The sequence below is a fragment of the Synechococcus sp. CS-205 genome, assembly GCF_025128255.1.
Taxonomy (GTDB): domain Bacteria; phylum Cyanobacteriota; class Cyanobacteriia; order PCC-6307; family Cyanobiaceae; genus Regnicoccus_A.
Genome location: NZ_JAHLZB010000024.1, coordinates 178,867 through 204,868 on the forward strand (window position 1 = coordinate 178,867; position 26,002 = coordinate 204,868).

A 26,002-nucleotide genomic window follows, 5' to 3' on the forward strand; every position below is an offset into this window, starting at 1 on the left:
CACGGCTCCGATGACCAGCTCTTCCCTGCTTCAACCCCGCACGCGCCGCTCTGCACTGAACCGGCGACTACGCCAACGCAACGACCGGGTGGCCCGGCACCTGGAGCTGGTGCGGCCGATTGCGCATCACTACAGCACCCTCTGCAGGGAGGGGCGCGACGATCTCACCCAGGTGGGTCTGCTGGGCTTGCTGCGGGCGGCTGAACTGTTCAGGAGCGATCAGGGCACGCCGTTTGAGGCCTTCGCTCGCCATCACATCCGCGGAGCGATCCTCCACTACCTCCGCGACCAGGCTCCGGTGATCCGGCTTCCGCGTCGGCAGAAGGAGCTGGAAGACCGCCTGCGCCGACTGGAGCAGAGCCCGGCCGGCAACTCCGCCAGCCCCCTGGAGTCGATGGAACACTCCGGTCTGCGCCGGCTGCTGGGGTTGAGCGAGCCCCAGTGGCGCCGCTTTGAGCAACTGCGCCAACTGGGACGGCTCGTGAGCCTGGACGCGGAGGAGGTGCAGCTTGCCGCCCCCGAAACCGAAGCGGAGCACGATCCTGATGCCGGCGAGATGGCTGAGCGGATTCTTGGGATGCTGGCTCAGCTCGATCAGCGCCAGCGCACCGTTGTGAGGGAGGTGGTGCTGGCCGGTCAGAGCCTCAGGTGCACGGCCCGCCTGATGCAGGTCAGCCCGATGACCGTTCACCGTCTGCTGGCCCGGGCGCTCGACACCCTGCGTCAGCAGCTGGAAAGGGAGGGGCTGGGCTTCAGCCCTGCTCCGGGGCCCCATCGCGGTCCATCTGCTTCTCCAGCGTGCTGATCGCGGCACTCACCGCCGCCAGTTGCCGCTCGATTCCGTCTCGCCAGTACGTGAGCATGCGCAGCTTGCGCTCCTGATGCTGACGACGACTGGTGGCGGGGTCGCAGCAGGAAGCCCCGAAGCAGGGCAACGGCGGAAACATGAGAAAATGTCACGGGTAGGGTTGGTTCTAGCGAGCGGTCCACCCCTGATGTGATGTCACCTCCCCGCCGGGGGCTGCATCGCAGGGTCAGCGAGACTTCACGATGGCCAAGGGTCCAGACCCGCCGCCACGAGGAGCGATCCGCGCCAACCAGCCATCCCGTCCCAGCCGAGAATCAGCGTGAGCAATCTAGGTCCCATTGGTCTCGCCGCCGTCGCCATTCTTCCCGGTCTCTCCGGTGCTGTTCTGGTGGCGCCAGCGGCCCAGGCCGCCGCTGTGCCCCTGATGGCGGGTCAGGCGGCACGGCCTCTGCGGGGACGCTTCAACGCTGTGCCGGTGTTGCACTCCAACCAGCCCGAGGAAGTGTTCGGCCCGGGCATTCTGGTGAACACGGCTCCTGGATCAGCCATCGCCAGGGAAAACCGCCAGAGACTGCGCAACGCCACCTTCACCTTCAACGGTGACTTTGGCCTGCACATGCACCACAAGTACTACCCGGAAGACGCCACCCGTCTGGGCTATGGCCTGGTGCGCGGGCAGCTCACCCTGGCCACGATCGTGATCAACCCGGGCCCCCAACCGGTCACCCTGGAATTCGATCGCGGTGCGGTGCGCAACAGCTTCCAGGCGCCGTATCTGGCCAACCACCTGATGGGGGTCAAGCCGCTGGGCCCAAGGCCCTGGAACACCGGTCCCGGTGACGCCACTGCCGTGATCATGCTGCGCAACCAGCTCGATCCGAAACTGCCTGAGCGCTTCACCATTCCCGCGAACAGCCGGGCCGTTCTCTTCCACACCCAGCTCCCAGCCAGGGGAATCGCCAACGGACTTCTGAGCGGCCGCAGTGACGGGCCTTTCCAGATGGCCGTCGTGGCTGCCGAGGATCCCCGCAGCGATGCCGATCTCTTCGCGGTGCTCGATCAGGGGGTGCTGGCTCCCGGGCGCACCTACCTGAGCATGCTTCCCAAGATCCGGAACCGACAGGTGTTCTCACGGGTCGGTGGGGTGGCTCTCGGCGATGCCTTTCAAGCGAGCCTCAGCCATGACCTCACCCAGTCCCCCTTGCACGTTCCCTTCACCAGCACCAACCGGCACCATTTCGGCACCGGTGATATTCAGGTCAATGCCCTGGCCAGCCGCATGATCGATTCCTCCCTCGACAATGTCGGGACCTATGGCGTCCGCTTCGATGTCGAGCTGAATCTGAAGGGCGCTGGCCCTTACGAGCTGGTCTTCAGCCATCCCACCGCCGATGGCGCTCAGTTCACCGCCTTTCGGGGATCGATCGGGATCGAGACCGACCAGGGCTACGGCGAAGTGCACGTGGGCATGCGTTCTGGCGAAAGTCTCTCCCTCAGGCAGCTGAACCTGCGACCAGGGGTGAACAACAGGGTCAAGGTGAGCATGGTGTACCCGGCCGATGCCACCCCTGGACATCTGCTCAGCGTGGTGCCGGCCTATCAGCTCGCGCAGCTGCGCGAGCGGGAGCGGCAGGTGGCCGTCGCCCGGGCTGCCGCTGAAGCGGCCGCAGCCAAGCGCAAGACCAAGCCAGCGACGACACTGCCGGCCGTGGTGACCCCTACCCCACCAGCTCAGGCCACCGCGCCGACTCCTGCGGCCCCTGCTAGGCCCGTCAGGCGCCCCGTCAAACCCGCCGGCGCTGCCCCACGGCCCACTCCGCCACCCTTGCCCCGGCCGCCGATCATCCCGGCCTGGTTGCCGCCCCTGCCACCGTTGAAGTTCTTGAATCAGACCCCCCAGGCCTCTCCCTCCCTGGCGGAAGTGCCCGTGGGCACAACACCTCCGGCCTCCCCCCAGGAGACTCAGCAGCTGCGGGATCGCTACCGCGAGGCCGCCCTGGCTCAGCAACGCTTTCTCAGGCAGTTGATGGGCCGCTAGCCCGTCCTGATCAGGTTGCCGTGGCACCCGACGACACGAAAGCGGATCGCCAGCGCATTCAACTGATCCTCCCCGTCGCCCAGGTGGAGCAGATCGATGAGTTGTGCAAGCAGCTCGGCCACCGCAGCCGCGGAGCCCTGCTGGAGCGTCTGCTGGATGACCTCTTCCCCGGTACCGATGGCCAGGACGGTGACCAGGATGGGGAGGAGACCGGTGCTGAGGAGGAGCTGGATTCCTGCCGGGCCCTCGTCCTGGTCACAGGTCAGGAGAACCGACTGGTCTCCCCCGATCAGGGTCAGCTGGGACTGGATGAGCTGGGTGAGCCGGAGAAGCCCGATGGACTTGCTGAGGCAGGTGAGGCCTCCTCTGCCGCACGAGCGAGCGACCCCCTGGGGCCTTCCTCCCTGCAGATCCCTTCCAGACGCCCTCGGAACCCAGAGACCCAGGAGCTGCGCGAAGCCCCGGGCCCAGCCGGAATCGATCTGCCGGGCTTCGTCAGGCAGTCATCGGCGCGCCTGCGCCGCAGCCTGCATCCCAGGCCGGCGGCCCAGGGGGAACCGCTTCCTGCCGTCAAGACATCAGAACTGGATCAGGCGCTGCTGGCCGCCGAGGAGCACTGGCTCAGCCTTTACGGCACGGCGGCCAACGAGGCCGTGCTGGAAGCCGCCATGGTCTGGCTGGCCCGGGACATCTGGGTCCAGTCGGATCAGGCGGAAGGACGGCCCTTCACCTGGGCCCTGATCGAACAGTGGGTCACCGGGTTCGTCAGCGGCTGGCCAGCGGGGCCGCCCAGTTTCAACCGGGTGATCGTGGCGGCAGGCTTGCTCGAGGACCCCTTCAGCACTGACACCCTGACGCTGCGGGTGCCCACCTTGATCCGCCGGTTTGTGCATCGCTTCCGCAGGCGACGTCGGGGAACCTCCTTCCAGACCCTGGAGCACACGATGACCTTGCAGGGAGCCCTGAAGGTGCTGGCCTTGCCCACGGCGCCTGGGCACAAGCTCAGCCTCAACCAGATCCGCGAGGCTTACCGCGAGCAGGCCATGAGTCACCACCCGGATTCCGGTGGGAGTGCCGATGCGATGCGCCGCCTCAATGAGGCGTATCAGTTGCTCAAGGAGCTCTACCGCCGACCGGCCTGAACCCACTCGTGGTCCTGGTCCATTCTTCTCATCCAAGACTCTTGTCTGGTCCGGCTGCGAGACCCGAATGCGACCGATGGTGTGTCTCGCTGGATTCGGAGCTGGCTCCGCGCCTTCGGTCCTGTTCTCTGCGGTCATGGGAAAGGCTGTGTCCAGCCGGGCCTGGACAGGCGTTCCAGGGGCTCAAAGCAGCGCAAGAGGCCTGTGGTGGCCAGCGTTTTCTTTTCTGCGTACCTGCTGCAGACACAGGTACGCCATCATTTCTGGTTGCAGGGGCCATGACTCGGGTCCTGGGCGGAAGCTGAAAACACGGCCTTTGAGGCTCGCGTGTTGATGGGTCCCTGGCGTCTCATCTGTGAGCAGAGCTTGGACCTGAATTCGGTCCAACTCAGGACCGAGCAGTCCATGATGAGACCTGTTCTGAGTCCAGAGATTGGTCTTGCCTGAGCGCCCTGCCTTGGCGATCCGGCCTCTCATCCGCTACCCGAGCCAGCGGATGCCGTTCGATGCAGCCAAAGCCATCAGGGACTTGTCCGTCGCCTCTGAGAGGGCGCAGGGCTGGAATTGTGCAATAGTCTCGACTGTGTCTCTGTTCTAGACGCTGTAGAAGTCTTAATTGAGACGCTCTCAACGCTCTGACCTCAAGCGCGTCTGGCCTGCGCTGATCGCTGTCAGATCGTCCGGCGTCGCTCCACTCAGGCTTCCGACTGCCGCCGGTTCAGGTCATCCTGTGAGTTCAGAGGTCTCACATGAGACGCACAGCTAGTCCTGTGTCAAGACAAAAGTGAGACCCCTGGCAGGCTCGGCCAAGGGCCTCGTGGCTGCTCCAGTCCATCGCCAATTCATTGGGCAACGGATGCAAGGGCTTTTGGGATCAGCCCCCTGGCTGCTGGTTGAGCAGCGCTTCCGCTGGTGCGTGAGCAGGGGGCAAGGTCTGGCTCAGCCCAGGGTCTGCATGCCCTGGATCAGGTAGTCGAAGTAAGGGGCAGCGCTGGCGGCATCATCAGTGGAGAGCAGGGCCAGGGAGGCCTCCTTGAGGGTGCGCATGCTCTCGACCATGCCCGCCATGGGCACTCCGAGGCTGTTGTACATCTCGCGGGCTCCGTTGAGACCGATCTCCTGGATCTTCTCGGTGCTGCCTGCCAGCACTCCGTAGGTGACCAGGCGCAGGTACCAGCTGAAATCACGCAGGCACTGGGCCCGTTGCTTCTGGCCGTAGGCATTGCCGCCCTGGGCCACGTATTCAGGCTTGCGTGAGAACAGCAGGCGCGCCGCCTCATCGACGATTTTTTTCTCGTTCTCGGCGAGGGCGCGGGCCACGCGGATGCGCTGGGGGCCTCCAGAGAGGTACTGCGCCATCGAGCGGAGTTCTCCGCCGCTGGGATACCGCAACTGATCATCGGCTTGGAGGATCAGATCCCGAACGACGCTCATCAAGGACACCAGGCGCCTAATGACTTTATCGAGCCGTGATGCTCCGCGCCGAAGGACGTCTTCAGATGTAACGCCCCTTTGCATCTAGGGTTTGCTCAACGTCCAAGGCGCTCCGATCCAGATGGGACTTCCCCTGCCGGTCCCAGGTACGGACCTGGATCTGTGCATTTCCGGCCTCAACCATCACGGCCAGGGGGTGGCACGCATCAGCTCGAGCGAGGAGTCAGGTCGCGACCTGGTGGTCTTCGTCCCCGAGGCCCTGCCGGGGGAGCGGGTGCTGGCCAGGGTGCACCACAGGGCCCAGCGCCATCTGGTGGCTCATCCCCTTGAGCGGCGCAACGATGCCCCGGAGCGGCGGCAGCCACCCTGCATCCTTGCCTCGGATTGCGGAGGCTGCGGGGTCCAGCACCTCCAGGACCAGGCCCAGTTGATCTGGAAGCAGGATCTGGTTCAGCAGGCCCTGCGCCGCATCGGCGGCCAGGGCCTCGCGGTGGAGCCGATCCTGGCCTCGGACACCCCCCTGGGCTACCGCAACCGCACCACGATTCCCCTGGAGCGCTGCCCTTATGGTCAGCTGAGGGCCGGCTTCTACCGCAGCGGCACCCACCGGATCGTGAACATGAACCGCTGCCCGGTTCTCGATCCCCGCATCGATCGCCTGATCGCCCCCCTCAAGCGTGATCTCGAGCAGAGCGACTGGCCGGTGGATGTGGATCTCAGCGAAGGGGGGGGCCTGCGCCACCTGGCCCTGCGGGTCGGGCACCACACCGGTGAAGTGCTGCTCACCCTGATCAGCAGCCACAGCGATCTGCCCGATCTGGCGGCGATGGCGGAAATCTGGATGGAGCGCTGGCCGGAGCTGGTGGGCGTCGGTCTGAACATCCAGCCCCTGCCCACCAACACCCTGATGGGGCCGCGCACGGTGGTCGTGGCGGGCCGCCCATGGCTGAACGACCGCTTCGCCGGTCTTGAGCTCCGGATCGGGCCCGACACCTTCTTCCAGGTGCACACCGCCCAGGCCGAGCGGTTGGTGCCCCTGCTGATCGAGGTCCTTCGCCCCGCCCCTGGCCGCAACCTCGTGGATGCCTACTGCGGGATCGGCACATTCAGCCTGCCCCTGGCCGCCGCCGGCGCCCGGGTTCTGGGTCTCGAGCAGCACCCCTCCAGCGTGGAGCAGGCCCGGCTGAATGCCGGTCTCAACGGCCTCAATGGCCTGACCGTCGAGGTTGCCGATGTGGCCCTGGCCTTGCCTGAAGCCCTCGAGGGCGCCCATGGCTTGCTGCTGGATCCGCCGCGCAAGGGTCTGCCGGAGCGGGTCTGCGAAGCGATCCTGGCTTCGCCACCCGAGCGGGTGGCCTACCTGAGCTGCAACCCTGCCACCCTGGCGAGGGATCTGGCCCGGCTCACGGCAGCGGGAACCATGCGCCTGCAACGGGTTCAGCCCATCGACTTCTTCCCCCAGACTCAGCATGTGGAGGCCCTGGCCGTGCTGGAGCGCACCTGGGAGACACCAACCGGCTGAGCTCTGGGCGGCGCCGGCCTCAGCCCTAGGTGCGTCTGGCTGCCCCGAACTGCTTCTGCAGGGCCCCCAGGATCTTGGTGTGGGCCTGCTCCACCTCCACTTCGGTGAGGGTGCGGCGGGCGTCGCGGTAGCGCAGGCGGAAGGCCTGGCTGGCGCTGCCCGCCTCCACCTGGCTGCCCTGGTAGCGATCGATCAGGTCCGCTCTCTCCAGCAATGGTTTGCCCGCCTTGCGGATCGCGCTGAGCAGCTGGGCGGCGGTGACCGTATCGGGAACCACCAGGGCCAGGTCGCGCTCGGAGGCCGGCACGGTGGCGAAGGGAGTGAAGGCCGGCTGCCAGCGGTTGCGCCGGGTGGCGGCACTGATCAGGGGAGAGAGGGCGAGCTGGAACAGGTGGGTGGCCTCCGGCAGATCGAGGTCTTCCGCCCGCTGGGGATGCAGCTGACCGAACCAGCCGGCAACCCGGCCCTCCACCAGCAGCTCCGCCGAGCGGCCTGGGTGCAGGAGGGGGTGATCACCGCTTGGCCGGTCCTCGCACGGCACCTTCAGGGCGGCGAGGGCCTGCTGCAGCACACCGCGGGCTTCGAAATAGTCGAGGCTGCGCCCTTTGCCGCCGCTGCTCCAGAGCTCCGAGCGTCGCTCGCCGCAGATCACCCCGGCCAGCTCGGCCTGCTCCTTGAGGCTCTCCCCCTCGACCTGGAAGACCCGTCCGATCTCGAAGGCCCAGAACCCCGGCATCGAGGCCTGCAGGTTGCGCCGTGCCGCCAGCAGCAATTCATCCAGCAGGCTGTCGCGCAGGTGGCCGTAGTCGGTGAGCAGGGGATTGGTGAGGCCCAGCCGCGGAGGGTGATCCATCAACCCCTGGGCGGGCACCAGGGAGAACGCGCAGGTTTCCTGCAGCCCGGCGTGGCAGAGCGCCTGGCGCAACCACCGCTCCGCCTGTTGCCCGGCCTCGAGCCCCCCCGGCTCGATCGGGTCGGGAAGGTGACTGGCGAAGTGGTCGTAGCCCACCAGCCGGGCCACTTCCTCGATCAGATCCACCTCCCGGGTGAGGTCCATGGAGCGGGATGGGGGCACCGTCACCAGCCAGCCCTCACTCTCCGCCACGAGGCTGCAGCCCAGGGCCGTGAGGGTCTGCTCGATGCGACCGTCGGGCAGATCCTCCGGCCGGCCGTCCACCAGCACCGGACCAAGCAGATTGTGCAGGGCATCGCGCCGCAGCTGCAGGGGTGGCGCCGGTTGGTGGGGACGCCGGTGCAGCCAGCGACCTTCCACCCGGGCTCCCGCCAGCTCCTGGAGCAGCTGCACCGCCCGGTCGGCGGCCGTCAGCGTGACTTCACTCGGCAGGCCTTTCTCGAAGCGGGCGCTGGCGTCGGTGCGCAGGCCCACGCTGCGGGCACTGCGGCGCACGGCCTCGGCGCTGAACATGGCCGCCTCCAGCCAGAGGGCGTCGCTGCCGGGATGCACCGCTGTCTCGGCGCCACCGATCACCCCGGCCAGGGCGATCGGCCGATCCCCATAGGTCACGACAAGCGCTTCGGGGCTGAGCGCATGGCTGGAGCCATCGAGGGCGTCGAAGTTCTCGCCAGCCTGGGCGGGGCGCAGGCCGAGGGCCGCCGGGTCCGCCGGCTTGCCCCCCAGGGCCGCCAGGCGTCCTTGATCGAAGGCATGCAGGGGCTGCCCGGTTTCCAGCATCACCAGGTTGGTGATGTCGACCACGTTGTTGATCGGCCTCAGACCGGCCCGCTCCAGGCGACGCTGCAACCAGCGTGGCGAGGGCTCCACCCGCACACCCGTGAGGGCGGTGAGGCTGAACAGGCCGCCCGCTTCGATCGCAGCGGCGCTGGCCTCTCCCACGGGCAGGGGCTCAGCGGGGATCACCGACGCGGCGGGCGGCAGGCTGAGCCTGCCACCGGTGAGGGCCGCCACCTCCCGGGCGATGCCCAGCATCGAGAGTCCGTCGGGGCGGTTGGCGGTGATCGCCAGCTCCAGCACCTGGTCATCGAGGCCCAGAGAAGCCGCCACAGGCGTGCCCACGGGCGGCACGGTCTCCAAAAGTTCATCGAGTACGGCGATGCCGTCCGAGCTGTCGGCCAGGCCCAGCTCCTTGAGGGAGCAGATCATGCCGGTGCTGGTCACACCCCGCAGTTCGCTGGCCTGAATGGTCAGATCCACGGCGCTGAGATGAGCACCCACCAGAGCCACCGGGACATGCATGCCGGCACGCACATTGGCGGCCCCGCAGACCACCTGCAAGCAGGGCTCGCCGGAGCTGGCCGGCCCCACCCGCAGCTGGCAGACGCTCAGCCGATCGGCATCGGGGTGGGGCTGCCTGTCTTCCACGTAGCCCACCACCACGCCCTCGGCCTGGCTGGCGAGGTCGTCAATCGCTTCCACCTCGAAGCCGGCGATGGACAGGCGCTCGGCGAGCTCCTGAACCGGACCATCGCAGGAGACCAGTTCCCGCAACCACTGGAGCGAGACCCGCATCCGCCTGCATCGATCAAGGCCCAGATCCTAAGGATCGGAATGCCGGAGCCCGGGACGGTAGGGTGTCGGATTGTCATTACGCCTCGCATCTAGCGGCGCACGTCCTTCCCATGGCCAAGAACAAGGGCGTCCGGATCGTGATCACTCTCGAGTGCACCGAATGCCGGTCCAATCCCGCCAAGCGCTCTCCTGGGGTGTCCCGTTACACCTCAGAGAAGAACCGCCGCAACACCACTGAACGGCTGGAGCTGAAGAAGTTCTGCCCTCACTGCAACAAGAGCACGGTCCACAAAGAGATCAAGTGAGGTCCCCGGGTCGTCGCCATCGGCGCTGACCCCAGCAGCTCGTCCTTCCGTCCCCTGTCCGTTTTCGCCCACCCATGTCCAGTTCCTTTTTCAAGAAGCGCCTCTCACCGATCAAGCCCGGTGATCCGATCGACTACAAGGACGTCGATCTGCTCAAGAAATTCATCACCGAGCGCGGCAAGATCCTTCCCCGCCGTCTGTCCGGTCTCACCGCCAAGCAGCAGCGGGACCTGACCAACGCCGTCAAGCGGGCCCGGATCGTGGCCCTGCTCCCCTTCGTGAACCCCGAAGGCTGAGCAGCCCTTTCCCTGCCCCTGTGGAGCATGGCGTTTGCAACCGGGTGATCTCGTCGGTCTGATCGGCTCGAAGGGGCCGGAACTGGCTCTGATCGAAGCCATCAACGGCAGCCGTGTCCGTCTCAGGGCGGGCTGGGACGCCCGTTCCCAGAGCGTCCCCCTGCGACAGCTGGATCTGGTGGCCCCCCTGCCGGGGGTGCATGAGCCGCCAGTCCGTCTGGATCAATCCCCCTGGCTGCTGGAGCCATCGGTCCTGGCTTCCGCTTCCCCCGGTCGCCGCGATCTCGGTGCCGCCTGGCTGTTGCTGGTGGAGGCGCCCCCCGAGGAGGGGGTCAGCCTGGCGGAGTTCACCGAACTGGTGGCCGGCGGCGACAGTCCGGCAGCCCGGGCCGCCTGCTGGTGCTGGCTGCACCAGCCAGAGCAGCACCTGTTTCGCTGGCGCCAGGGCCGGGTGCATCCCCGTTCCCTGCGTGATCTCCGCCAGCTCCGTCACGACCGTCACCGACAGGCGCTCGAGCATCGACGGGTGCAGCAGTGGCACGACCTGCTGCGTCAGCGCACGCCCCTGGAGACCTCCGATCTCGCCCCCGCCCAGGTTGAGCAGTTGCAGCAGTTGCTGGCCTTCGCCGGCGGTGAGATCGAGGCGTTGTCCGATCCGGAGCTTCGTCGCGGCCTGCAGCAGGCCCAGTGCGCCGCCGAACCAGGACCGGTGCGCCGTCTGCTGGTGGACCTGGGCCAGTGGCAGCCCCATGCCTTGCCTTCTCTGCGCAGCAGCGTCTGGGACCAGGGGTTCACGCCGGCCCTGCTGGAGGACGCCGAGGGCCTGCTGGCTCAGGCCGAGCAGGATCAACCCGGCGATGAGACCCGGCGGGATCTCACCGCCCTGCGCAGTTACACCATCGATGACGCCGACACCGAGGAAATCGATGACGCCGTGTCGCTGGAGCCCCTGGCGGGGGGCGGCCTGCGGCTGTGGGTGCACATCGCCGATCCCGGCCGCCTGGTGGCCAGCGGCTCCCCCCTCGATCTGGAGGCCCGGCGCCGTGGCACCAGCCTCTATCTGGCCTCGGGGGTGGTGCCGATGTTCCCCCTGGCCCTGGCGGTGGGTCCCTTCAGCCTGCGCCAGGGGCAACGCTGTGCCGCCTGGAGCTGCGCGGTCGAGCTGGCGGAGGATGGAAGCGTGGCCCGCCATGAGCTGCTGCGCAGCTGGATCCGCCCCACCTACCGCCTCACCTACGGCGATGCTGATGCCCTGATCGACATGGCTCCGCCCGAGGAGCCCGACCTTGCCCAGCTGCAGGGGCTGCTGGAGCGCCGGCGCCGTTGGCGCGAGGCCCGCGGGGCCCTCTCGATGGAGCAGAGCGAGGGACGGATTCTCTGCCGCGACGAGCACGCTGAACTGGAGATCACCGATCCCTCGCCGGCTCGGGCCCTGGTGGCCGAAGCGATGATCCTCACCGGCTCGGTGGTGGCTGCCCATGCCGTCGACCTCGGCCTGGCCATGCCCTTTCGCGGCCAACCGGTGAGCGAGTTGCCGCCCGAGAGTGAGTTGCAGAGTCTCCCGGAAGGGCCTGTCCGCCATGCGGCCCTGCGGCGCTGCCTCAGCCGCGGCTGCACGAGCGCAGCAGTGAGCCCCCATTTCAGCCTGGGGCTGCCGTCTTATGTGCAGGCCACCTCGCCGATCCGCCGCTACGCCGATCTGGTGGCCCAGCGCCAGCTGGCCGCCACCCTCACCGGCGATCAGCCCCTCGACGCCGCCCGGATGGGGGAGCTTCTCGAGGAGCTTGATCCGGTGATTCGCGAAGGCATCCAGATCAGCCGTGAGGATCAGCGCCACTGGCAGCAGGTCTGGTTCGAGCAGCATCGCGGCGAGCGTTGGCCCGCTGTCTTTCTGCGCTGGTTGCGCCAGCAGGACCGCCTGGCCCTGGTTCACCTGGAGTCACTGGCGATGGACCAGGCCGTGCGGGCACCGGAGCTGTGTCAGCCGGGGGATGCACTCACGGTTCAGGTCCAGCAGGTGGATTCCCTCTCCGATCTGCTGAGGCTGGAGGCCCGCTGAGCCTGCACCGATCAAGCCTCCAGCCGCGACACCCGCAGCCAGGGCCCCCAGGGATTGGCGACGCCGATCAGGCGCACCGACCTGGGAGCCTCCTGTTGTTGCAGCCAGTGGTGCAGGCCAGGCTCCAGGCTGATCAGCGGCCAGGCGCGGTGTTCGCTTTCAAGGGTGTAACTCCCGTCTCCATCGGGCACGAGGGTGCCGTCGAAGACCCGCTCATGGGGTTCCTCCGGGGCCTGGAAGGGGCTGGCTGGCTCGCTTGCCGCCAGGGTCCCCCGCGGCTGCAGCAGCGCTGGATCCAGCAGGGCGCGCCGCTGGCGCCGCTGCCAGTCCGGGTGATGCCAGGGGGTGTCCCAGAGGGGCATCGGCCCGGCCGGTGCCAGGGGGTCGCTGATCAGCGCCTCCTGCAGACGACGGACGTCGAGGGCGGCCGGAACCGTGCCGGAGCCTGAGCAGAGGGCCGCCGCCGCCCCGGCGGCCTGGCCGATGTTCAGGATCAGTGGCTGCAGCCGGGTGGCGCCATTGGCCATGTGGCTGCAGCTGATGGCCTTGTCGGCCGCCAGCAGGTTGTCGAGATCGGCGCTCACCAGGGCTCCATAGGGAACCATGAACGGCGTACCGCTCCAGCGGCCACCCCAGCGGCAGCTCTTGGGGGCCAGAGGCCAGTCGTCGCCAGGGTAGTGGTGATCGTTGGCGTAGTTGCCCACCGCGATCGAGCTGCAGCGACCCTCCCCATCGAAGGGGATCGGCCCGATCCAGGCCCCGTCGTCGTCGGGGGTGCCCCTGAGCCCGGCAGGCGCCAGGGGCAGCAGATCCTGCTCCAGCACCAGGCGGTGGCCCACCAGCCGCCGGCCCTCTCGCCAGTAGGGCATCAGGGCCAGGGGCGATGGTCCTCCCAGCGCTGAGCCTCCCCCGGGGGCTTCGGGAAACACCCCGGCGGGCTGCAGCCAGCCGCCGGAGGCTTCCCCCAGGGCGCCGAGAAACGCCAGGCTGTGCTGCTGCATGGCTCGCGCCAGCTCCGCCTGGGCGGTGAGATCAGCGCTGAAGGCCCGCTCCAGGCCGTCGTGCCAGTCGTTGCCGTGCAGGGGCCAGTTGAGCATCACCAACCCACCGGGCAGGCGTCCGTAGCTGAGGGTGCGCTCCAGGCCGAATGCCTCGGTGGCCCGCTCGAACGGAGCCGCAGGAGTGCTCCCGCCTGGACAGGGCCCATTCGACTCCTGGGCCAGCACCACCCAGGTGGGGGACTGCACCGGCTGGTGCTGGAAGAACGGATCGGTATTCAGCCGCTTGCGGGTGGGTGCGCTGGGTTCCCCCCAGTCGTCGCTGGCGTCCCAGCCCAGATGGAAAGGCACGCCCGCGTGCGGCAGCAGATCCCCGCGATCGCTGCCGTCGATGACCAGCTGCAGGCTCAGGCGCACCAGCTCGCCCTGGTGATCCAGCTCCATCGCCGCGAGCCGTGAGCCGGTGCGCTCCAGCTGCCTCAGACGGCAGCCGCTCCACCAGCGCAGCCGCGGTTCGGCAGCCAGCCAGCGCCGCAGCACCCGCTCGGCGCTGGCTGGCCTCCAGCCGAAACAACTCACCCAGTTGTGATCGAGGCCTTCGGGTTCCTCCCGCTGCAGGGCGCGCAGCAGGGCGCCCCAGAGTCCGCTCTGCCAGGGGCTGAGTTCGTTGCCATCGGGCGCACAGACCCCCGCCGCGCTCACCATGCCCCCCAGCCAGGGTCCTGGTGTGAGCAGGAGCGTGTCGGCGCCGCCACGGGCGGCCTGCAGGGCGGCGGCCACTCCGCCACTGCCGCCACCCCAGACCACCACGGCCGCCTGATCGTCTCGTGCTCGCATCGGGGTGGCCGACTCCACGACCTCGATTGTGCCGATGCGCCCGCACCCCCCTGAGGAGGGGCTGGGATGGCACTCGGTAGGATCCGGCCCCGGCGCAGGGCCGCTCTGGCGGCGCAGCGGGCCCTTCACCACCGCCGATGACTTACACCCTCACCACTCCGCTCTATTACGTCAACGACAAGCCCCATCTCGGCAGCGCCTACACCACGCTGGCCTGCGATGCGCTGGCCCGCTTCCAGCGCCTGATGGGCCGATCGGTGCTGTTCATCACCGGCTGCGATGAGCACGGTCTCAAGATCCAGCGCACCGCCCAGGCGGCCGGTCTCACCCCCCAGGCCCACTGCGACCAGGTGAGTGATCAGTACAGGGCCCTGTGGGACCGCTGGCAGATCAGCCACGACCGCTTCATCCGCACCAGTGAGCCGCGCCACCGTCTGCTGGTGGAGCAGTTCTTCCGGCGGGTTGAAGCCTCCGGCGATGTGGTGGAAGGGCGCCAGCGGGGCTGGTACTGCGTGGCCTGTGAGGAGTTCAAGGAGGATCCCCCCGAGGCCCGAGCGCCCCAGTGCGGCACCCACCAGCGACCCCTGGAGTGGCGCGATGAGCTCAACCTCTTTTTCAGGCTCTCCCGCTACCAGCAGGCCATCGAGGAGCTGATCCAGCGACCGGGCTTCATCGCTCCTGCCAGCCGCCGCCGCGAAGTGGAGAACTTCGTGGCCCAGGGGCTGCGCGATTTCTCCATCTCCCGGCTGGATCTGCCCTGGGGAATTCCCGTTCCCGGCCACGACGGCCACACGTTCTATGTGTGGTTCGACGCCCTGCTCGGCTATCTCACCGCTCTGCTGGAGCCGGGGGATCCGCCCGACCTGGGGCTGCTCAGCCAGCGGGGCTGGCCGGCAAGCATCCACGTGATCGGCAAGGACATTCTTCGCTTTCACGCGGTCTACTGGCCGGCGATGCTGCTCTCGGCAGGTCTTGAGCTGCCCGAGCGGGTCTTCGGGCACGGCTTTCTCACCCGGGAGGGGCAGAAGATGGGCAAATCCCTGGGCAACGTGCTTGATCCCGGTGAGCTGCTGGAGCGCTGCGGTCCCGATGCCGTGCGCTGGTACCTGCTTCGCGACATTCCCTTCGGCGATGACGGCGATGTGCAGCAGCAGCGCTTCAGCGATCTGGTCAACAACGATCTGGCCAACACCATCGGCAACCTGCTCAACCGCACCTCCTCAATGGCCAGACGTTGGTTCGATCAGGCGGTCCCGCCTCCCAGTGATGGTCTCGACGGGAGCCACCCCCTCGCCCTGGCGGCGGACACAGCCCGGCAGCAGGTGATCGAGGGACTGGAGCGGCTTGATTTCCGTCAGGCCGCCGCAGCCTCCCTGCAGCTCGCCATCAGCGCCAATGGCTACCTCAACGACCAGGCCCCCTGGAGCCGGATGAAGCAGGAGGGCCAGCGGCAGCAGGTGGCCGACGACCTCTACGCGGTGCTGGAGGCCGCCCGGCTGGTGGCCTTGCTGCTGGCGCCGATCCTGCCCGATCTCTCCACCCGCATGCTGCTTCAGCTCAACCAGCCCCCGGCCCCCAGTGATTCCTCTCTCGGAGCTCCAGGCCCTGGTCCTGGCGGTCCCGCCCCGTGGCAGCAGCGCCTGGGCTGGGGGGGATTGATCGCCGGCACTCCCCTCCCCGAGCCGGAGCCGGTGATGGCCAGGCTGGAACTGGATGGACCGCTGTGAAGGCCCCCCTGGCCCGCGCCCTGATCTTCGGATTGCCTCTGGTGGCCCTGCTGGGCTGCACGCGCCAACCGATCAAGCCCAAGGAGCCCCAGCCCTTCGTGTTCCGCTCGCTCAACCTGCGCCAGCAGGATGGTCAGGGTCGCCCGGCCTGGGAGCTCACCAGCCCGCAGGCCCGCTACGACCTGCAGCGGCGCGTCGCCCGCGCCACGGATCCCCGGGGCGTGATCTACGTCGGCGGCAAGCCGCGGTACAAGGTGGAGGCCACCAGCGGCCTGGTGATCAACGATGGTGAGGTGATCCAGCTGGAAGGGAAGGTGCGGATCCTGGTGCTGGGTCCCAGAGGCTCGGTGATCAGTGGGGATCGGGTGCGCTGGACGCCCGGCCGGCAGCTGATGGAGATCGACCGGCGCCCCGTGCTCACCGAACGTCAGAGCCGCCTGAGTGCCACCACGGCCCGGTTCCTGCTCGACAAGGACAAGCTGGAGTTGCGCGGCAAGACCCGCCTGCAGCAACCAGAGCTGGATCTGCGCGCGAGCCGGGCTGACTGGCAGGCCAACACCGGCGCTCTGGTGGCGGCGGGTCCGGTGAAGGGGGAGCGGCGGCCCGCCGCTGAAAAGGGCATTGTCCAGACGGTCACGGGATCGTCGCTGCAGGGGAACACCCGCCTGGAAGTGGTGGATCTGCTCGCGCCGGTGCGCTTCACGGACCCCTCCCGCAAGGCCGTGCTTGATGCCCAGCGCACCCGCTGGAATGCCAAGGACCAGGTCCTCAGCACCGCTCTCCCCTTCACCGGCGTGGTCGATCAGCTGAACGTGGCGGGAGACTCCCTGCGGCTGGTGCTGGCAGAGAAAACGGCGATCATCCCGAGTGGTTGTCGCCTTCGCCAGCCCGGTGAACGGCTCCAGGCCAGGGAATGCCGCTGGAACTGGGACACCCAGGACATCCAGGCGCGGGGAAGCGTTCAGCTGGAGCGGGATCAGAATCAGCAGATCACGCGCAGTGAGCAGCTGTTCGGGAAGGTGGGCCCCAAGGGACTGGCCGAGTTCACGACCCCGGGGGGGCGGGTGTTTTCGGAGCTGAAGGTGCCTCCTCCCTCGAAAGAGCGACGTCAGCCCGCTCCAGTGACGTTCTGAGCTTCTCGGCCCACCCCTCGATCCAGAGTTCATCGCTGCGACTGAAGCAGCGGGGCGACCAGCCTCCCGCCAGCAGCCAGCCCTGGCTGCCGATCGGCTGGACCAGCACCGCCGGGGTGCCCACCGGCAGGCAGCTGAATTCCTCGCGGCCGGGGTAGAGCTTCAGGTTCACCAGCGAGACCGTGCGGCCGTTGGCCGTGGCTCTGCGGCAGATCTCCCCAGGATCGAAAGGACTGTGGCCCAGCAGACCACGCCGCAGCAGGGTCCTGCCCTGCCAGTGGATCAGCAGGCTGGCGGCAGGAGTGGCGGTGAGCAGCAGGCGGCTCCCCCAGGCCAGCTCCAGGCTCAACTCCTCGGGTAGCTCGGCGTCGAGCTCCAGCCCCTGCTCCCCCTCCAGCTCCACGCGCTCGGGGGCGAGGGGCAGGGCCCGGGTCCAGAGCACAGCCACCAGCATCAGACCGACCGCCATCAGGCTCGCCAGCACCCCGGCACGCTCCAGGGCCGGATTCAGCTCCGGCGCGGTGAGCTGATTGAGCAGACAGAGCCCGAGCCCCAGCAGCCCTGCCGCCAGGGTGAAACGGGCCGGGGTGGGCATGGTGGTCACGGTGTCCACGACGTTGGCGTGAACGCTGACACGGATTCCAGTCTCCGGCGGGCCCTGCCTGGCCACGGGTTGCTGGAATGGGAGCAGTTCCGATCTCCTGCCATGGAAGCCAGCAAGGCCTTCGCCGCCATCGCCCTGGCCGCCGTGGCCTGTGATGGGACGCTGGGCCGCGATGAGGCCAAGGCCTTGCGGGGCCTGCTGGAGCACCGGACCCCCTATGCCGACCTCACAGACCTCGCCATTGCGGAACTGTTCGATTCCCTTCTGGCTGCCCTGCGCCAGGGGGGGCTTGAGGCTCTGGTCACTGCCGCGGTCCCCGTGCTGAACACCGAACAGCGGGAAACTGCCCTGGCGGTGGCGGCCCAGCTGGTTCACAGCGATCGGGTCGTCCAGGCCAGCGAGCAGGTGTTCCTGCAGAGCCTGGCGGTTCAACTCGCCTTGCCTGGAGGGAAGGCCGGGCAGATTCTCGCAGCGATTGAGGCCCTCAACCGCGACAGCCTGTCCAGCTGAGGGCAAACTGTGGGGCAACGATTCATCTCCAGGTTCCCGTGCGTCTGCTGCCCCGAGTACTGGCCCTGTTCACAGCCCTGGTCATCCCCCTGCTGGTGCTGGCCCCGGCAACCTGGGCCGTGGGAGTCGGAGATCTGCCGGCGCCACCGGCCTCACAGCACCTGATCGATACGGCAGGACTGTTCAGTCGCGCCACCTCGGCCGAGCTGGAGCGTCGCCTGGCCGAGCTGGAGAGTGGCCACGTTCAGGCGAGGTTGCTCACTGTGTCCCGCCTCGATTACGGACTGGAACTCGACTCTCTCGGTCAGCAGCTCCTGCAGGCCTGGTCGGGAGCCGAGCCCAGCTCCGGGGGTGACTTGCTGGTGCTGATCGACGCCCAGACCAACACGGCGGCCGTTGTTGCCAGCACCGAGCTGCTGGAGCAACTGCCGGCTTCGCTGCTGCGGGACACCGCCGACAGCACCATGGCGGTTCCCCTGCGGCTTGGAACCCGCTATCGCCAGGCCTCTCTCGACGCCATAGCCCGTCTGAACACGGTCCTGCAGGGCGGGGAGGACCCTGGCCCCCCTCTGGAAGAGACGGCCGCTCCTGTGGTGAGCAACATCCCCACCCGGGAGGAAACCGCTGCGGGCAAAGGCTTCCAGTGGGTGATCGTGCTGCTGGTGGTGGGCACCATCGTGCCGATGCTCACCTGGTGGGTTTTCTCACGCTGATCACCGATGGCGCTGCGCAACTGGATGGGTGCCTTCGGCAAGGCACGCTCGAGCGATCTCGTCCATCGGCTGGAGCGTGCCTATGAGGCTGCCCTGCTGATTCAGAGCATCGAGATCGAGTTCTTTGCCGATCGTCCGGTCCGAACCGATCTCGAGCTGAGTGTGCCCCGCCAGGTGCGCAGTCAGATGCTGCGCCGCTTTCGCGCGGCCTTGCAGGTGTGTCGCGAGAGCATCGAGGAGATCCAGCCTCGCCGGCACGAGCTGGATTCCCAACAGCAGCGTCAATTCCAGCTGATCGAGTCAGTCGAAGCCCGCTACAACTCACGCTCCGGCGCCGCCAGCCTGAGCCGCACCCCTGAGCTGTTGCCACGCAGTCTGATGGGGGCTGTGGAGCGGGTGCGTCAGCAACTGGACCCGGAAGCCGAGGCCAGCGTTGTGGCGGGTTTCCGGCGCCGGCGGGATTCCACGCTGGTGTCCCTCCGCGTTCTCCTGTTGCTGGTGCTGGTTCCCCTGCTGATGCAGCAGGCCAGCCGCTCCTTCGTGATCTCTCCGTTGGTGGATCGCTTTGCGCCCCATGTGCCCTTCCTGAGTTACACCAAACCGCAGCTGGAGGAGGAGGCGGTGGAGAAACTGCGCATCTACAAAGCCGAGATTGAATTTGATGCTCTGCTCAAAGGCAGTGTGCTGCCCACCAATGAGGAGCTGCATCAGGCTCTGGCGACCCGTGCTGCCGAGCTCAAGGATGAGGCCGACCGTCAGAGCACCCGCGCGATCAAGAACGTGATCTCCGATGGGGTGGCCCTGTTGGGCTTCGTGCTCGTCTGCGTGTTCGGCCAGGAGGAGATCCGGGTCTTGCGGGGCTTCCTGGATGAAGCCGTCTATGGCCTGAGCGACAGTGCCAAGGCTTTTGCCATCATCCTGTTCACGGACATCTTTGTTGGATTCCACAGTCCTGAGGGTTGGATTGTTCTGCTGGATGGTGTGGCCAACCACCTGGGACTTCCCCAGCGGCAGAATTTCATTCTTTTGTTCATCGCCACATTCCCGGTGATTCTGGCGACCATTTTCAAGTATTGGATCTTCAGGTATCTCAACCGTGTTTCGCCCTCCTCCGTGGCCACCCTGCGCAACATGAATGGGGGTGGTTGAGCGGCGACCGGTTGCGGGGTTGACTCTGGTGAGCGGTCCCAGCCGCAGTGGCAAGAGCCGCTGGGCCGAGCACCTGGCTGCGCACAGTGGCCGCTCTGTGCTCTACATCGCCACCGGAGTCCTGGCTCCGGACGATCAGGCCTGGCAGCATCGCCTCCAGCTGCACCAGCGTCGTCGCCCCAGCACCTGGACCACCTGGGAGGTGGAAGGGGAGCTGGAGTCAGCCCTGGCGCGCGCGCCCGCCGATCACCAGTTGCTGATCGACTCTCTCGGCACCTGGCTGGCTCACCACCTCGATCTCGACGGCGAGGCCTGGGAACAGAGGCAGGATGCGCTGCTGCAGGCTCTTCTGAGCTGCAGGGCTCCCCTGCTGATCGTCACAGAGGAGACCGGCTGGGGCGTGGTGCCCGCCACGGCGATCGGCGGCCGCTTCCGCGATCGCCTGGGCCGGCTGCAGCAGCGCCTGCAGCCCCTGGCCCAGGCCAGCTGGCTGGTGATCCAGGGCCGTGCTCTGGATCTGAGAGCTCTCAGCCAGCCGGTGCCGGGACTGTGAGCGCCCTTCCCAGGGTGGTGCTGTTTCAGCCCCAGATTCCGCCCAACACAGGCAATGTGGCGCGCACCTGTGCCGCCACCGGCGCCGAGCTTCACCTGATCGAACCGTTGGGGTTCAGCCTCGATGACCGGCAGCTCAAGCGAGCGGGGCTCGACTACTGGCCATGGGTGCCCCTGCACATCCATCCAGGCTTCGAGTCCCTGTGCGCCGAGCGGAGCCGGCGGGGAGGACGTCTGCTGGCGTTGAGCAGCCAGGCTGATCAGCCTTATCAGCACTTCACCTACCGCAGCGATGACTGGCTCCTGTTCGGCCGGGAGAGTGATGGCCTGCCGCAGGAGCTGCTCGAGCAGGCCGACCAGCGGCTGACGATTCCGATGCCAGGCTCCGTGCGCCGCGGCGGTGGGGTGCGCAGCCTGAACCTCTCGGTGTCGGTCGCGGTGGTGCTGTTTGAGGCCCTGCGCCAGTTGGAGACCAGCGACTGAGCGATCAGACGCTGCCCAGATCGTGCCTGACGATCAAAGGGCTGGCCCCAGAGGGTTGTGCCGGATGGTTCAGGCCGCTACCCTCGGCGCGGCTCGGGGATGGTGGCTTCTCCACCGGGCCTTGTCCGACGGGTGAAATTTTCTATGAAGCCTTCGCATCTGATCCTGCCGCTGCTGGGAACCATGCCGGTTCTCTCGCTCGTGGCTGTCGGGGCTATCCCCGGCATCGCCGACGCGCGCCGCCCCGGTTTCGAAACGATGCCTGAGCGGTTGGAGGTCGAACCTTCGCTGTCCGGCGAACCCCAACTGCTGGCCTCCCTGCCGGCTTCGTTCCGCGACAAGCTCTGGGTTCGCATCCGCAGCGACATCACCCTTGAGGAGCTGGCCAGCCAGTTGCGGGTTCAGGAAACCCCCCTGGCCAAGCTCAACGATGTCAATGAAGACCACGGCTTCAGTCCGGGTGACTGGGTGGTGCTTCCCTCCCAGAAAGCCTCGGCGGCCAAACAGCTCGCTTCCCTCGATACCAGCCAACTCCGCCGCTCGGCTCCGCTGAGCGAGCCCCCGCCAGTGGAGGGCACCGGTGTGGTGCGCTTCGGCGACAACCTCGTGAAGCTGGCCCAGCGCTACAGGCTCAGTATCCAGGACCTGCTTCGGCTCAACCCTGGTCTTGAGGCCGCCCGCCTGGTGGAAGGCAGTCAGATCAGGGTGGCCCGGGCCCGTCCCACCCGCTCGCGCATGGTGCTGGGGCTCAAGCCCACGGGTAGTGGCGGGCTGAGCTGGCCTGATCTTCCCGGTTTCAACCGCCCTGGCGAGAAGCCCAAGCCGCCGAACCAGATCGGACGTGGTTGGGTCTGGCCGGCCCGTGGTGTGTTCAGCTCCGGCTATGGCTGGCGCTGGGGCCGGATGCACAAAGGCATCGACATCGCCAGCAACGTCGGAACTCCGATCGTGGCGGCCCAGGGTGGTCAGGTGTCCTATGCGGGCTGGCACAGCGGGGGCTATGGCTACCTGGTGGAGATCCAGCACCCGGATGGCAGCAAATCCCTCTACGGCCACAACAGCCGTGTGCTGGTGAGGGTGGGCCAGCAGGTGGCCCAGGGCACCAAGATCTCCGAAATGGGCAGCACCGGACGCAGCACGGGTCCGCATCTCCACTTCGAGATCCACCCCCCTGGCCGTGGCGCTGCAAACCCGCTTCAATTCCTCCCCGGCAGAGCCTGATCTCCATCTTGGTCACCCCCCTCTCTCCTTGCTGGGAGAGGGGGGTCGATCGTTTAAAGTCCTTACAACGCGGCTCGGTAGCTCAGCTGGTTAGAGCGTGGGATTCATAACCCCAAGGTCGGGAGTTCAAGTCTCCCCCGAGCCATTGTGGCGAATCAGCGCCAATCCACTTCACCCGCCCCTCATCAGCCTGGCTGGCCTCTGGCGGGGGTTGGGCTCGTCCCTTCAGGGGCTGCTCAGCGCATCTCGATGGCGTTGAGGCGCTCCCGGAAGCTGGCGGAACCGCTGGCTCCCCCTTCGCCGCCGGGTGCTGCCGGGGGGAGATTGGGTGCCGGAGCCGGCCCGGCATAGCGCCGTGCGCGCCCATAAACCTTGGGCCGCACGTCCACCGCGCGCACCAGGTTGCCGGTGCGTGAGCGGCCTCCGCCGTCCTCGTCGCTGGGTTCCTCCCGGTTGAGCGGGCTGGTTTTCAGCTCATTGCGAAGCTGATTGAGCAGACGGAAGTGACCGGTGTTGTTGTACTTGCGCAGCAGGACGGGGTCCCAGGACATCAGGAAAAAGCTGTGGATGGGTGCACGGCTTCAGCCGTTGTCGCCTTATCCATCTTAGGGGCCATTGCTGCCAGGGTTCCGTGATAAATTGTTGCATGCGCAAGTGGTAGTCGGTCCGAGTTCGGACAGCCCGCCTGCGATTCCGTCCGTTACCCCCCCTTCCTCACGCATGTCCCGGCTCGTCGGTCTGCAGGCCCCTGATTTCACGGCCACCGCTGTGGTGGACCAGGAGTTCCAGACGGTCTCCCTCTCCCAGTACCGCGGCAAGTACGTGGTGCTCTTCTTCTATCCCCTCGACTTCACCTTCGTCTGCCCCACGGAGATCATCGCCTTCAGCGACCGCTACGCCGATTTCACCAGCCGCAACACCGAGGTGCTGGGCGTTTCGGTCGACAGCGAGTTCTCTCACCTGGCCTGGATTCAGACCGATCGCAAGCAGGGCGGCATCGGAGACATCGCCTACCCCCTCGTGTCTGACCTCAAAAAGGAGATCGCTTCGTCTTACAACGTGCTCGATGGGGAGGCCGGCGTTGCTCTGCGCGGCCTGTTCATCATCGACCCGGAAGGCGTGATCATGCACAGCACGATCAACAACCTCCCGGTGGGTCGCAGCGTCGATGAGACCCTGCGGGTGCTCCAGGCCTTCCAGTACGTCCAGGCCAACCCCGATGAGGTCTGCCCTGCCAACTGGACCCCTGGGGAGAAGACCATGAAGCCCGACCCCGTCGGCAGCAAGGAGTTCTTCGCTGCGGTCAACTGATCGCCCAGCACTGAACCAATCACCCTGCTCTGATCGCTCCTTGATCAAGAGCCACGGGGGCCATCACCGGCCCCCTTTTTGATGTCCGGGGAGGGGCTGCGCAGCTCAGCCCAGCAGGCTCGCGAACAGGCGCTGACCGTCGAGCCCACCGGTGCGGGAGTCGCAGGCTCGCTCGGGGTGCGGCATCAGCCCGAGCACGTTGCCAGCGGGATTGCACAGGCCGGCCACATCGCCCACCGAGCCGTTGGGATTGTTCTGATAGCGCAGCACCACCTGGCCGCTCTGCTCCATCGCCTCGAGAGTGGCCGGCTCGCACTGGTAGCGGCCTTCCCCGTGGGCGATCGGCAGGCTGATCGCTTCAGCCTCTCCATAGCCGGACAGCCAGCGGCAAGCTCCGGGGTTCACCTTCAGGCCGGTGGGCTCACAGATGAAGTGGAGCCGGCTGTTGCGGGTGAGGGCTCCGGGGAGAAGACCCAGCTCGGTGAGCACCTGGAAGCCGTTGCAGATGCCCAGCACCGGGCCGCCCCTGGATGCGAACCCGGCCACCTCCTCCAGCACCGGAGCGAAGCGCGCGATCGCGCCGCAGCGGAGGTAGTCGCCGTAGCTGAAGCCACCGGGCAGGACCACGGCATCGAGCCCACTCAGATCACGCTCCTCATGCCAGAGGAACCGGGTAGGAATCCCCATGCAGCCCTCGGCCGCCCAGCGCACGTCCCGGTCACAGTTGGAGCCGGGGAAGACCACCACACCAATCGTCATGCCGAGAGGCTCGCCCCGTTGGTGACAATCTCGCTCAGCTCCAGTTCCCAGTTCTCGATCACGGGATTGGCCAGCAGCCTGTCGCTGAGCAACTCCACCCGAGAGCGGGCTGTGTCGGCATCGGGAGCTTCGATCTCCAGCTCCACCGCCTTGCCGATGCGCAGTCGGCTCACTCCCTCCACCCCCAGGCGGCCGGTGGCGGCGCGGGTGGCCTCGCCAGCTGGATCGAGAACCGAGGGCCTCAGAGAGATCAGCACGCGGGCGTGAAAGCGGGGCACCAGGCAGCCAGAGCGTTTGTTAAATCTTGGCAGCCGATGCTCCCCCTTCGCCAGGGCTCGATCCAGCTTGAAGGGATGAGACGGAGGAGACCAAGCCATGCAAGGCCGAGCCCTGGCGCTGCCGGCGCGGCTGCCCGTCTCCGCCGCCAGCCTGATGACCCTGTTGGTGATTCTCGTGCTGGGGCTCGATTGGTTGTCGCGAGCGGCGGTCGGAGCCGATGAGCCGCCCAGCTACCAGGTGGAGTGCCGCCTGGAGGGTGGCCCCTGGAACCCGTGCGTGATGACGGTGGAATCGGTGGGAGAGCGCTGGTGGATCGACATGGAGGGCCTGCGGGTGCTCTTCCGTCATAACGGGCGGGGCAGCGTGGAGATGCGCCGTTCCAGCGGTCCCTGGCAGCGCGTGAGCGGCAACTGGCAGGAGGACCATGCCCTCTGCTGGGATGGGCTCTGTGCCAAGGGCTCCTTCCCGCTGGACTGAGCGCTGGCGGTGCCTTCAGCCGCCGGCGCTGCAGGCAGCCCCGGCCAGGGCCTCCTCCAGCTCGTTGCGATCCAGCCGCAGGCCCAGCGCCACCAGCTCCAGACCAGGACGACCTGCGTCGGCAGCAGGGGCGACGGGCTGGCGGTCGTACCAGCATTCGAGCCGAGGACCCACCGCCTGGATCTGCAGGGGTCTGGGCTTGCCGCTCTGCTGCAACCAGCCCTTCAGGCGCAGAATCCCCTGCTTCACGATCTGCTCGATCAGCAGACGCTCCAGGGCTCCCCGATCGAAATCCCCTGGCAGCTGCAGCGCCAGTGACTGCATCGGCACATGGCTGTGGTCGTGGACGTGGTCGTGGACTTGGGGCTCGTCGCTGTGGTTGTGGTCCTGCGGGTGATCTCCCGGAGCCCGGTGCTGCCCGGCTGCCTGCTCAATCCGATCAAGGCCGAGCATCAGATCGGCGGGCACGTCCCCGCGTGCCATCGGCAGCACGGCGACTCCAGGGCGGCAGAGTGGCCCCAGCTGCCGCTGCACGGCCTCGCGCTGGGAGGCATCCAGCCGATCGGCCCGGCTCATCAGCACCAGATCGGCCGCCTCCAGCTGATCCCGGAAGAGGTCTTCGAGGTCAGTGAGGTGATCGAGGCTGGGGTCAGCTGCCCGCTGCCGCTCCAGGGCCGCGGGGTCCCCCACCACGCTGCCCTGGGCCAGAGCTTCGCCATCCACCACCGCCACCACGCCATTGACGCGCGTGCGGGTGCGGATCTCGGGCCACTGAAAGGCCTGCACCAGAGGTTCGGGCAGGGCCAGACCACTGGTTTCCACCACGATGCCGTCGAGGCGATCCGCCTTCTCCAGCAGGATCTGCATGGTGGGCAGGAACTCATCCTGGACGGTGCAGCAGAGGCAGCCATTGGCCAGTTCCACCAGCCGCCCCTCCAGCTCCTCCTCAGGGCAGAAGCCGCAGCTGCGAAGCAGGGCTCCATCGATGCCCACCTCGCCGAATTCATTGACCAGCACCGCCAGACGCTGGCCGCTGTTGAGCAGCAGCTGGCGCAGGAGGGTGGTCTTGCCGGCACCGAGAAATCCGGTCACCACGGTGACCGGCAGCCGCCTGCTGGCAACTGATGCCAGGGGGGCTGCGGGGGAAACGGTCATGG

General features: G+C 67.4%; 26 protein-coding genes and 1 tRNA gene. 18 read left to right on the top strand and 9 right to left on the bottom strand.

Features of this window, described 5'->3' with window-relative positions:
• Positions 1-10 precede the first annotated feature (10 nt).
• Positions 11-805: a sigma-70 family RNA polymerase sigma factor gene (locus KQ297_RS06145; protein WP_259738623.1), complete on the top strand. Its 795-nt coding sequence runs from the start codon at positions 11-13 to the stop codon at positions 803-805.
• Here the strand turns inward: KQ297_RS06145 and KQ297_RS06150 are convergent.
• Positions 753-947 carry a sigma factor SigF gene (locus tag KQ297_RS06150; RefSeq protein ID WP_185464563.1) on the bottom strand — a complete coding sequence of 65 codons (195 nt, stop codon included), beginning with the start codon at positions 945-947 and terminating at the stop codon, positions 753-755. The genes KQ297_RS06145 and KQ297_RS06150 overlap by 53 nt on opposite strands.
• A 285-nt stretch (positions 948-1,232) precedes the next feature.
• Here KQ297_RS06150 and KQ297_RS06155 point away from each other — a divergent pair, with 285 nt between their 5' ends.
• Together KQ297_RS06155 and KQ297_RS06160 are read left to right on the top strand one after the other, a co-directional pair.
• On the top strand, positions 1,233-2,846 hold the full coding sequence (locus KQ297_RS06155; protein ID WP_259738716.1) for a DUF3370 domain-containing protein: 1,614 nt from the start codon (positions 1,233-1,235) through the stop codon (positions 2,844-2,846).
• 20 nt (positions 2,847-2,866) lie between these two features.
• Entirely contained in the window at positions 2,867-3,988 is a 1,122-nt protein-coding gene (locus tag KQ297_RS06160) for a J domain-containing protein (RefSeq protein ID WP_259738624.1), read from the top strand.
• Between the two features lie 939 nt (positions 3,989-4,927).
• Here KQ297_RS06160 and apcD read toward each other — a convergent pair.
• A complete protein-coding gene (apcD, locus tag KQ297_RS06165) occupies positions 4,928-5,422 on the bottom strand; it encodes an allophycocyanin subunit alpha-B (protein ID WP_185464561.1) in 495 nt (164 codons plus the stop codon).
• 121 nt (positions 5,423-5,543) lie between these two features.
• Here apcD and rlmD point away from each other — a divergent pair, with 121 nt between their 5' ends.
• Positions 5,544-6,944 carry a 23S rRNA (uracil(1939)-C(5))-methyltransferase RlmD gene (rlmD, locus tag KQ297_RS06170; RefSeq protein ID WP_259738625.1) on the top strand — a complete coding sequence of 467 codons (1,401 nt, stop codon included), beginning with the start codon at positions 5,544-5,546 and terminating at the stop codon, positions 6,942-6,944.
• A 25-nt stretch (positions 6,945-6,969) separates the two neighbouring features.
• Here the strand turns inward: rlmD and pheT are convergent, their stop codons facing one another.
• Complete coding sequence (gene pheT / locus KQ297_RS06175) at positions 6,970-9,432, bottom strand: phenylalanine--tRNA ligase subunit beta (protein WP_259738626.1); 2,463 nt, start codon at positions 9,430-9,432, stop codon at positions 6,970-6,972.
• Positions 9,433-9,542: 110 nt separating this feature from the next.
• Here pheT and rpmG point away from each other — a divergent pair, with 110 nt between their 5' ends.
• The 3 genes from rpmG to KQ297_RS06190 all read left to right on the top strand — a co-directional run bounded on the left by rpmG (position 9,543) and on the right by KQ297_RS06190 (position 12,092).
• Positions 9,543-9,737: a 50S ribosomal protein L33 gene (gene rpmG, locus KQ297_RS06180; protein ID WP_185464558.1), complete on the top strand. Its 195-nt coding sequence runs from the start codon at positions 9,543-9,545 to the stop codon at positions 9,735-9,737.
• Positions 9,738-9,811: 74 nt separating this feature from the next.
• Positions 9,812-10,033: a 30S ribosomal protein S18 gene (gene rpsR / locus KQ297_RS06185; protein WP_006171444.1), complete on the top strand. Its 222-nt coding sequence runs from the start codon at positions 9,812-9,814 to the stop codon at positions 10,031-10,033.
• Between the two features lie 34 nt (positions 10,034-10,067).
• Positions 10,068-12,092: a ribonuclease catalytic domain-containing protein gene (locus KQ297_RS06190; RefSeq protein ID WP_259738627.1), complete on the top strand. Its 2,025-nt coding sequence runs from the start codon at positions 10,068-10,070 to the stop codon at positions 12,090-12,092.
• A gap of 11 nt (positions 12,093-12,103) precedes the next feature.
• On the opposite strand, the gene KQ297_RS06195 is transcribed toward KQ297_RS06190, so the two are convergent.
• Positions 12,104-13,927: an FAD-dependent oxidoreductase gene (locus KQ297_RS06195; RefSeq protein WP_259738628.1), complete on the bottom strand. Its 1,824-nt coding sequence runs from the start codon at positions 13,925-13,927 to the stop codon at positions 12,104-12,106.
• A gap of 137 nt (positions 13,928-14,064) precedes the next feature.
• On the opposite strand from KQ297_RS06195, the gene metG reads away from it, so the two are divergent.
• Entirely contained in the window at positions 14,065-15,654 is a 1,590-nt protein-coding gene (gene metG, locus KQ297_RS06200; protein WP_259738629.1) for a methionine--tRNA ligase, read from the top strand.
• Entirely contained in the window at positions 15,651-16,787 is a 1,137-nt protein-coding gene (gene lptC / locus KQ297_RS06205; RefSeq protein ID WP_259738630.1) for an LPS export ABC transporter periplasmic protein LptC, read from the top strand. Before metG ends, lptC begins: the two co-directional genes overlap by 4 nt.
• On the opposite strand, the gene KQ297_RS06210 is transcribed toward lptC, so the two are convergent.
• On the bottom strand, positions 16,699-17,382 hold the full coding sequence (locus tag KQ297_RS06210) for a cofactor assembly of complex C subunit B (protein WP_259738717.1): 684 nt from the start codon (positions 17,380-17,382) through the stop codon (positions 16,699-16,701). The two genes, lptC and KQ297_RS06210, sit on opposite strands and share 89 nt — an antisense overlap.
• Positions 17,383-17,493: 111 nt before the next feature.
• Here KQ297_RS06210 and KQ297_RS06215 point away from each other — a divergent pair, with 111 nt between their 5' ends.
• The 7 genes from KQ297_RS06215 (at position 17,494) to KQ297_RS06245 (ending at position 22,164) form a co-directional block, all read left to right on the top strand.
• Positions 17,494-17,901 carry a tellurite resistance TerB family protein gene (locus tag KQ297_RS06215; RefSeq protein WP_185464552.1) on the top strand — a complete coding sequence of 136 codons (408 nt, stop codon included), beginning with the start codon at positions 17,494-17,496 and terminating at the stop codon, positions 17,899-17,901.
• A 38-nt stretch (positions 17,902-17,939) separates the two neighbouring features.
• Complete coding sequence (gene psb32 / locus KQ297_RS06220; RefSeq protein ID WP_259738631.1) at positions 17,940-18,614, top strand: photosystem II repair protein Psb32; 675 nt, start codon at positions 17,940-17,942, stop codon at positions 18,612-18,614.
• 6 nt (positions 18,615-18,620) lie between these two features.
• On the top strand, positions 18,621-19,763 hold the full coding sequence (gene pxcA, locus KQ297_RS06225; RefSeq protein WP_259738632.1) for a proton extrusion protein PcxA: 1,143 nt from the start codon (positions 18,621-18,623) through the stop codon (positions 19,761-19,763).
• On the top strand, positions 19,750-20,316 hold the full coding sequence (gene cobU / locus KQ297_RS06230; RefSeq protein WP_259738633.1) for a bifunctional adenosylcobinamide kinase/adenosylcobinamide-phosphate guanylyltransferase: 567 nt from the start codon (positions 19,750-19,752) through the stop codon (positions 20,314-20,316). Before pxcA ends, cobU begins: the two co-directional genes overlap by 14 nt.
• A complete protein-coding gene (locus tag KQ297_RS06235; RefSeq protein WP_259738634.1) occupies positions 20,313-20,798 on the top strand; it encodes a tRNA (cytidine(34)-2'-O)-methyltransferase in 486 nt (161 codons plus the stop codon). Before cobU ends, KQ297_RS06235 begins: the two co-directional genes overlap by 4 nt.
• Positions 20,799-20,942: 144 nt before the next feature.
• Complete coding sequence (locus KQ297_RS06240) at positions 20,943-22,019, top strand: M23 family metallopeptidase (protein WP_259738635.1); 1,077 nt, start codon at positions 20,943-20,945, stop codon at positions 22,017-22,019.
• A gap of 71 nt (positions 22,020-22,090) precedes the next feature.
• Positions 22,091-22,164 (top strand) — tRNA-Met (locus tag KQ297_RS06245).
• 91 nt (positions 22,165-22,255) lie between these two features.
• Here KQ297_RS06245 and KQ297_RS06250 read toward each other — a convergent pair.
• Complete coding sequence (locus KQ297_RS06250) at positions 22,256-22,570, bottom strand: hypothetical protein (RefSeq protein WP_259738636.1); 315 nt, start codon at positions 22,568-22,570, stop codon at positions 22,256-22,258.
• A 169-nt stretch (positions 22,571-22,739) separates the two neighbouring features.
• Here KQ297_RS06250 and KQ297_RS06255 point away from each other — a divergent pair, with 169 nt between their 5' ends.
• Positions 22,740-23,330: a peroxiredoxin gene (locus KQ297_RS06255; protein ID WP_259738637.1), complete on the top strand. Its 591-nt coding sequence runs from the start codon at positions 22,740-22,742 to the stop codon at positions 23,328-23,330.
• 105 nt (positions 23,331-23,435) lie between these two features.
• Here KQ297_RS06255 and purQ read toward each other — a convergent pair whose 3' ends face one another.
• Positions 23,436-24,089, bottom strand: coding sequence for a phosphoribosylformylglycinamidine synthase subunit PurQ (gene purQ, locus KQ297_RS06260; RefSeq protein ID WP_259738638.1), 654 nt, complete (start codon positions 24,087-24,089; stop codon positions 23,436-23,438).
• Positions 24,086-24,367 (bottom strand): phosphoribosylformylglycinamidine synthase subunit PurS, encoded by a 282-nt coding sequence (purS, locus tag KQ297_RS06265; protein ID WP_259738639.1) that lies wholly within the window; start codon positions 24,365-24,367, stop codon positions 24,086-24,088. The genes purQ and purS overlap by 4 nt, the downstream gene beginning before the upstream one ends.
• A 97-nt stretch (positions 24,368-24,464) precedes the next feature.
• Between purS and KQ297_RS06270 the strand changes: the two genes are divergently transcribed.
• Complete coding sequence (locus KQ297_RS06270; protein WP_259738640.1) at positions 24,465-24,845, top strand: hypothetical protein; 381 nt, start codon at positions 24,465-24,467, stop codon at positions 24,843-24,845.
• Between the two features lie 15 nt (positions 24,846-24,860).
• Here KQ297_RS06270 and cobW read toward each other — a convergent pair whose 3' ends face one another.
• Positions 24,861-26,000: a cobalamin biosynthesis protein CobW gene (gene cobW / locus KQ297_RS06275; RefSeq protein ID WP_259738641.1), complete on the bottom strand. Its 1,140-nt coding sequence runs from the start codon at positions 25,998-26,000 to the stop codon at positions 24,861-24,863.
• Positions 26,001-26,002 lie beyond the last annotated feature (2 nt).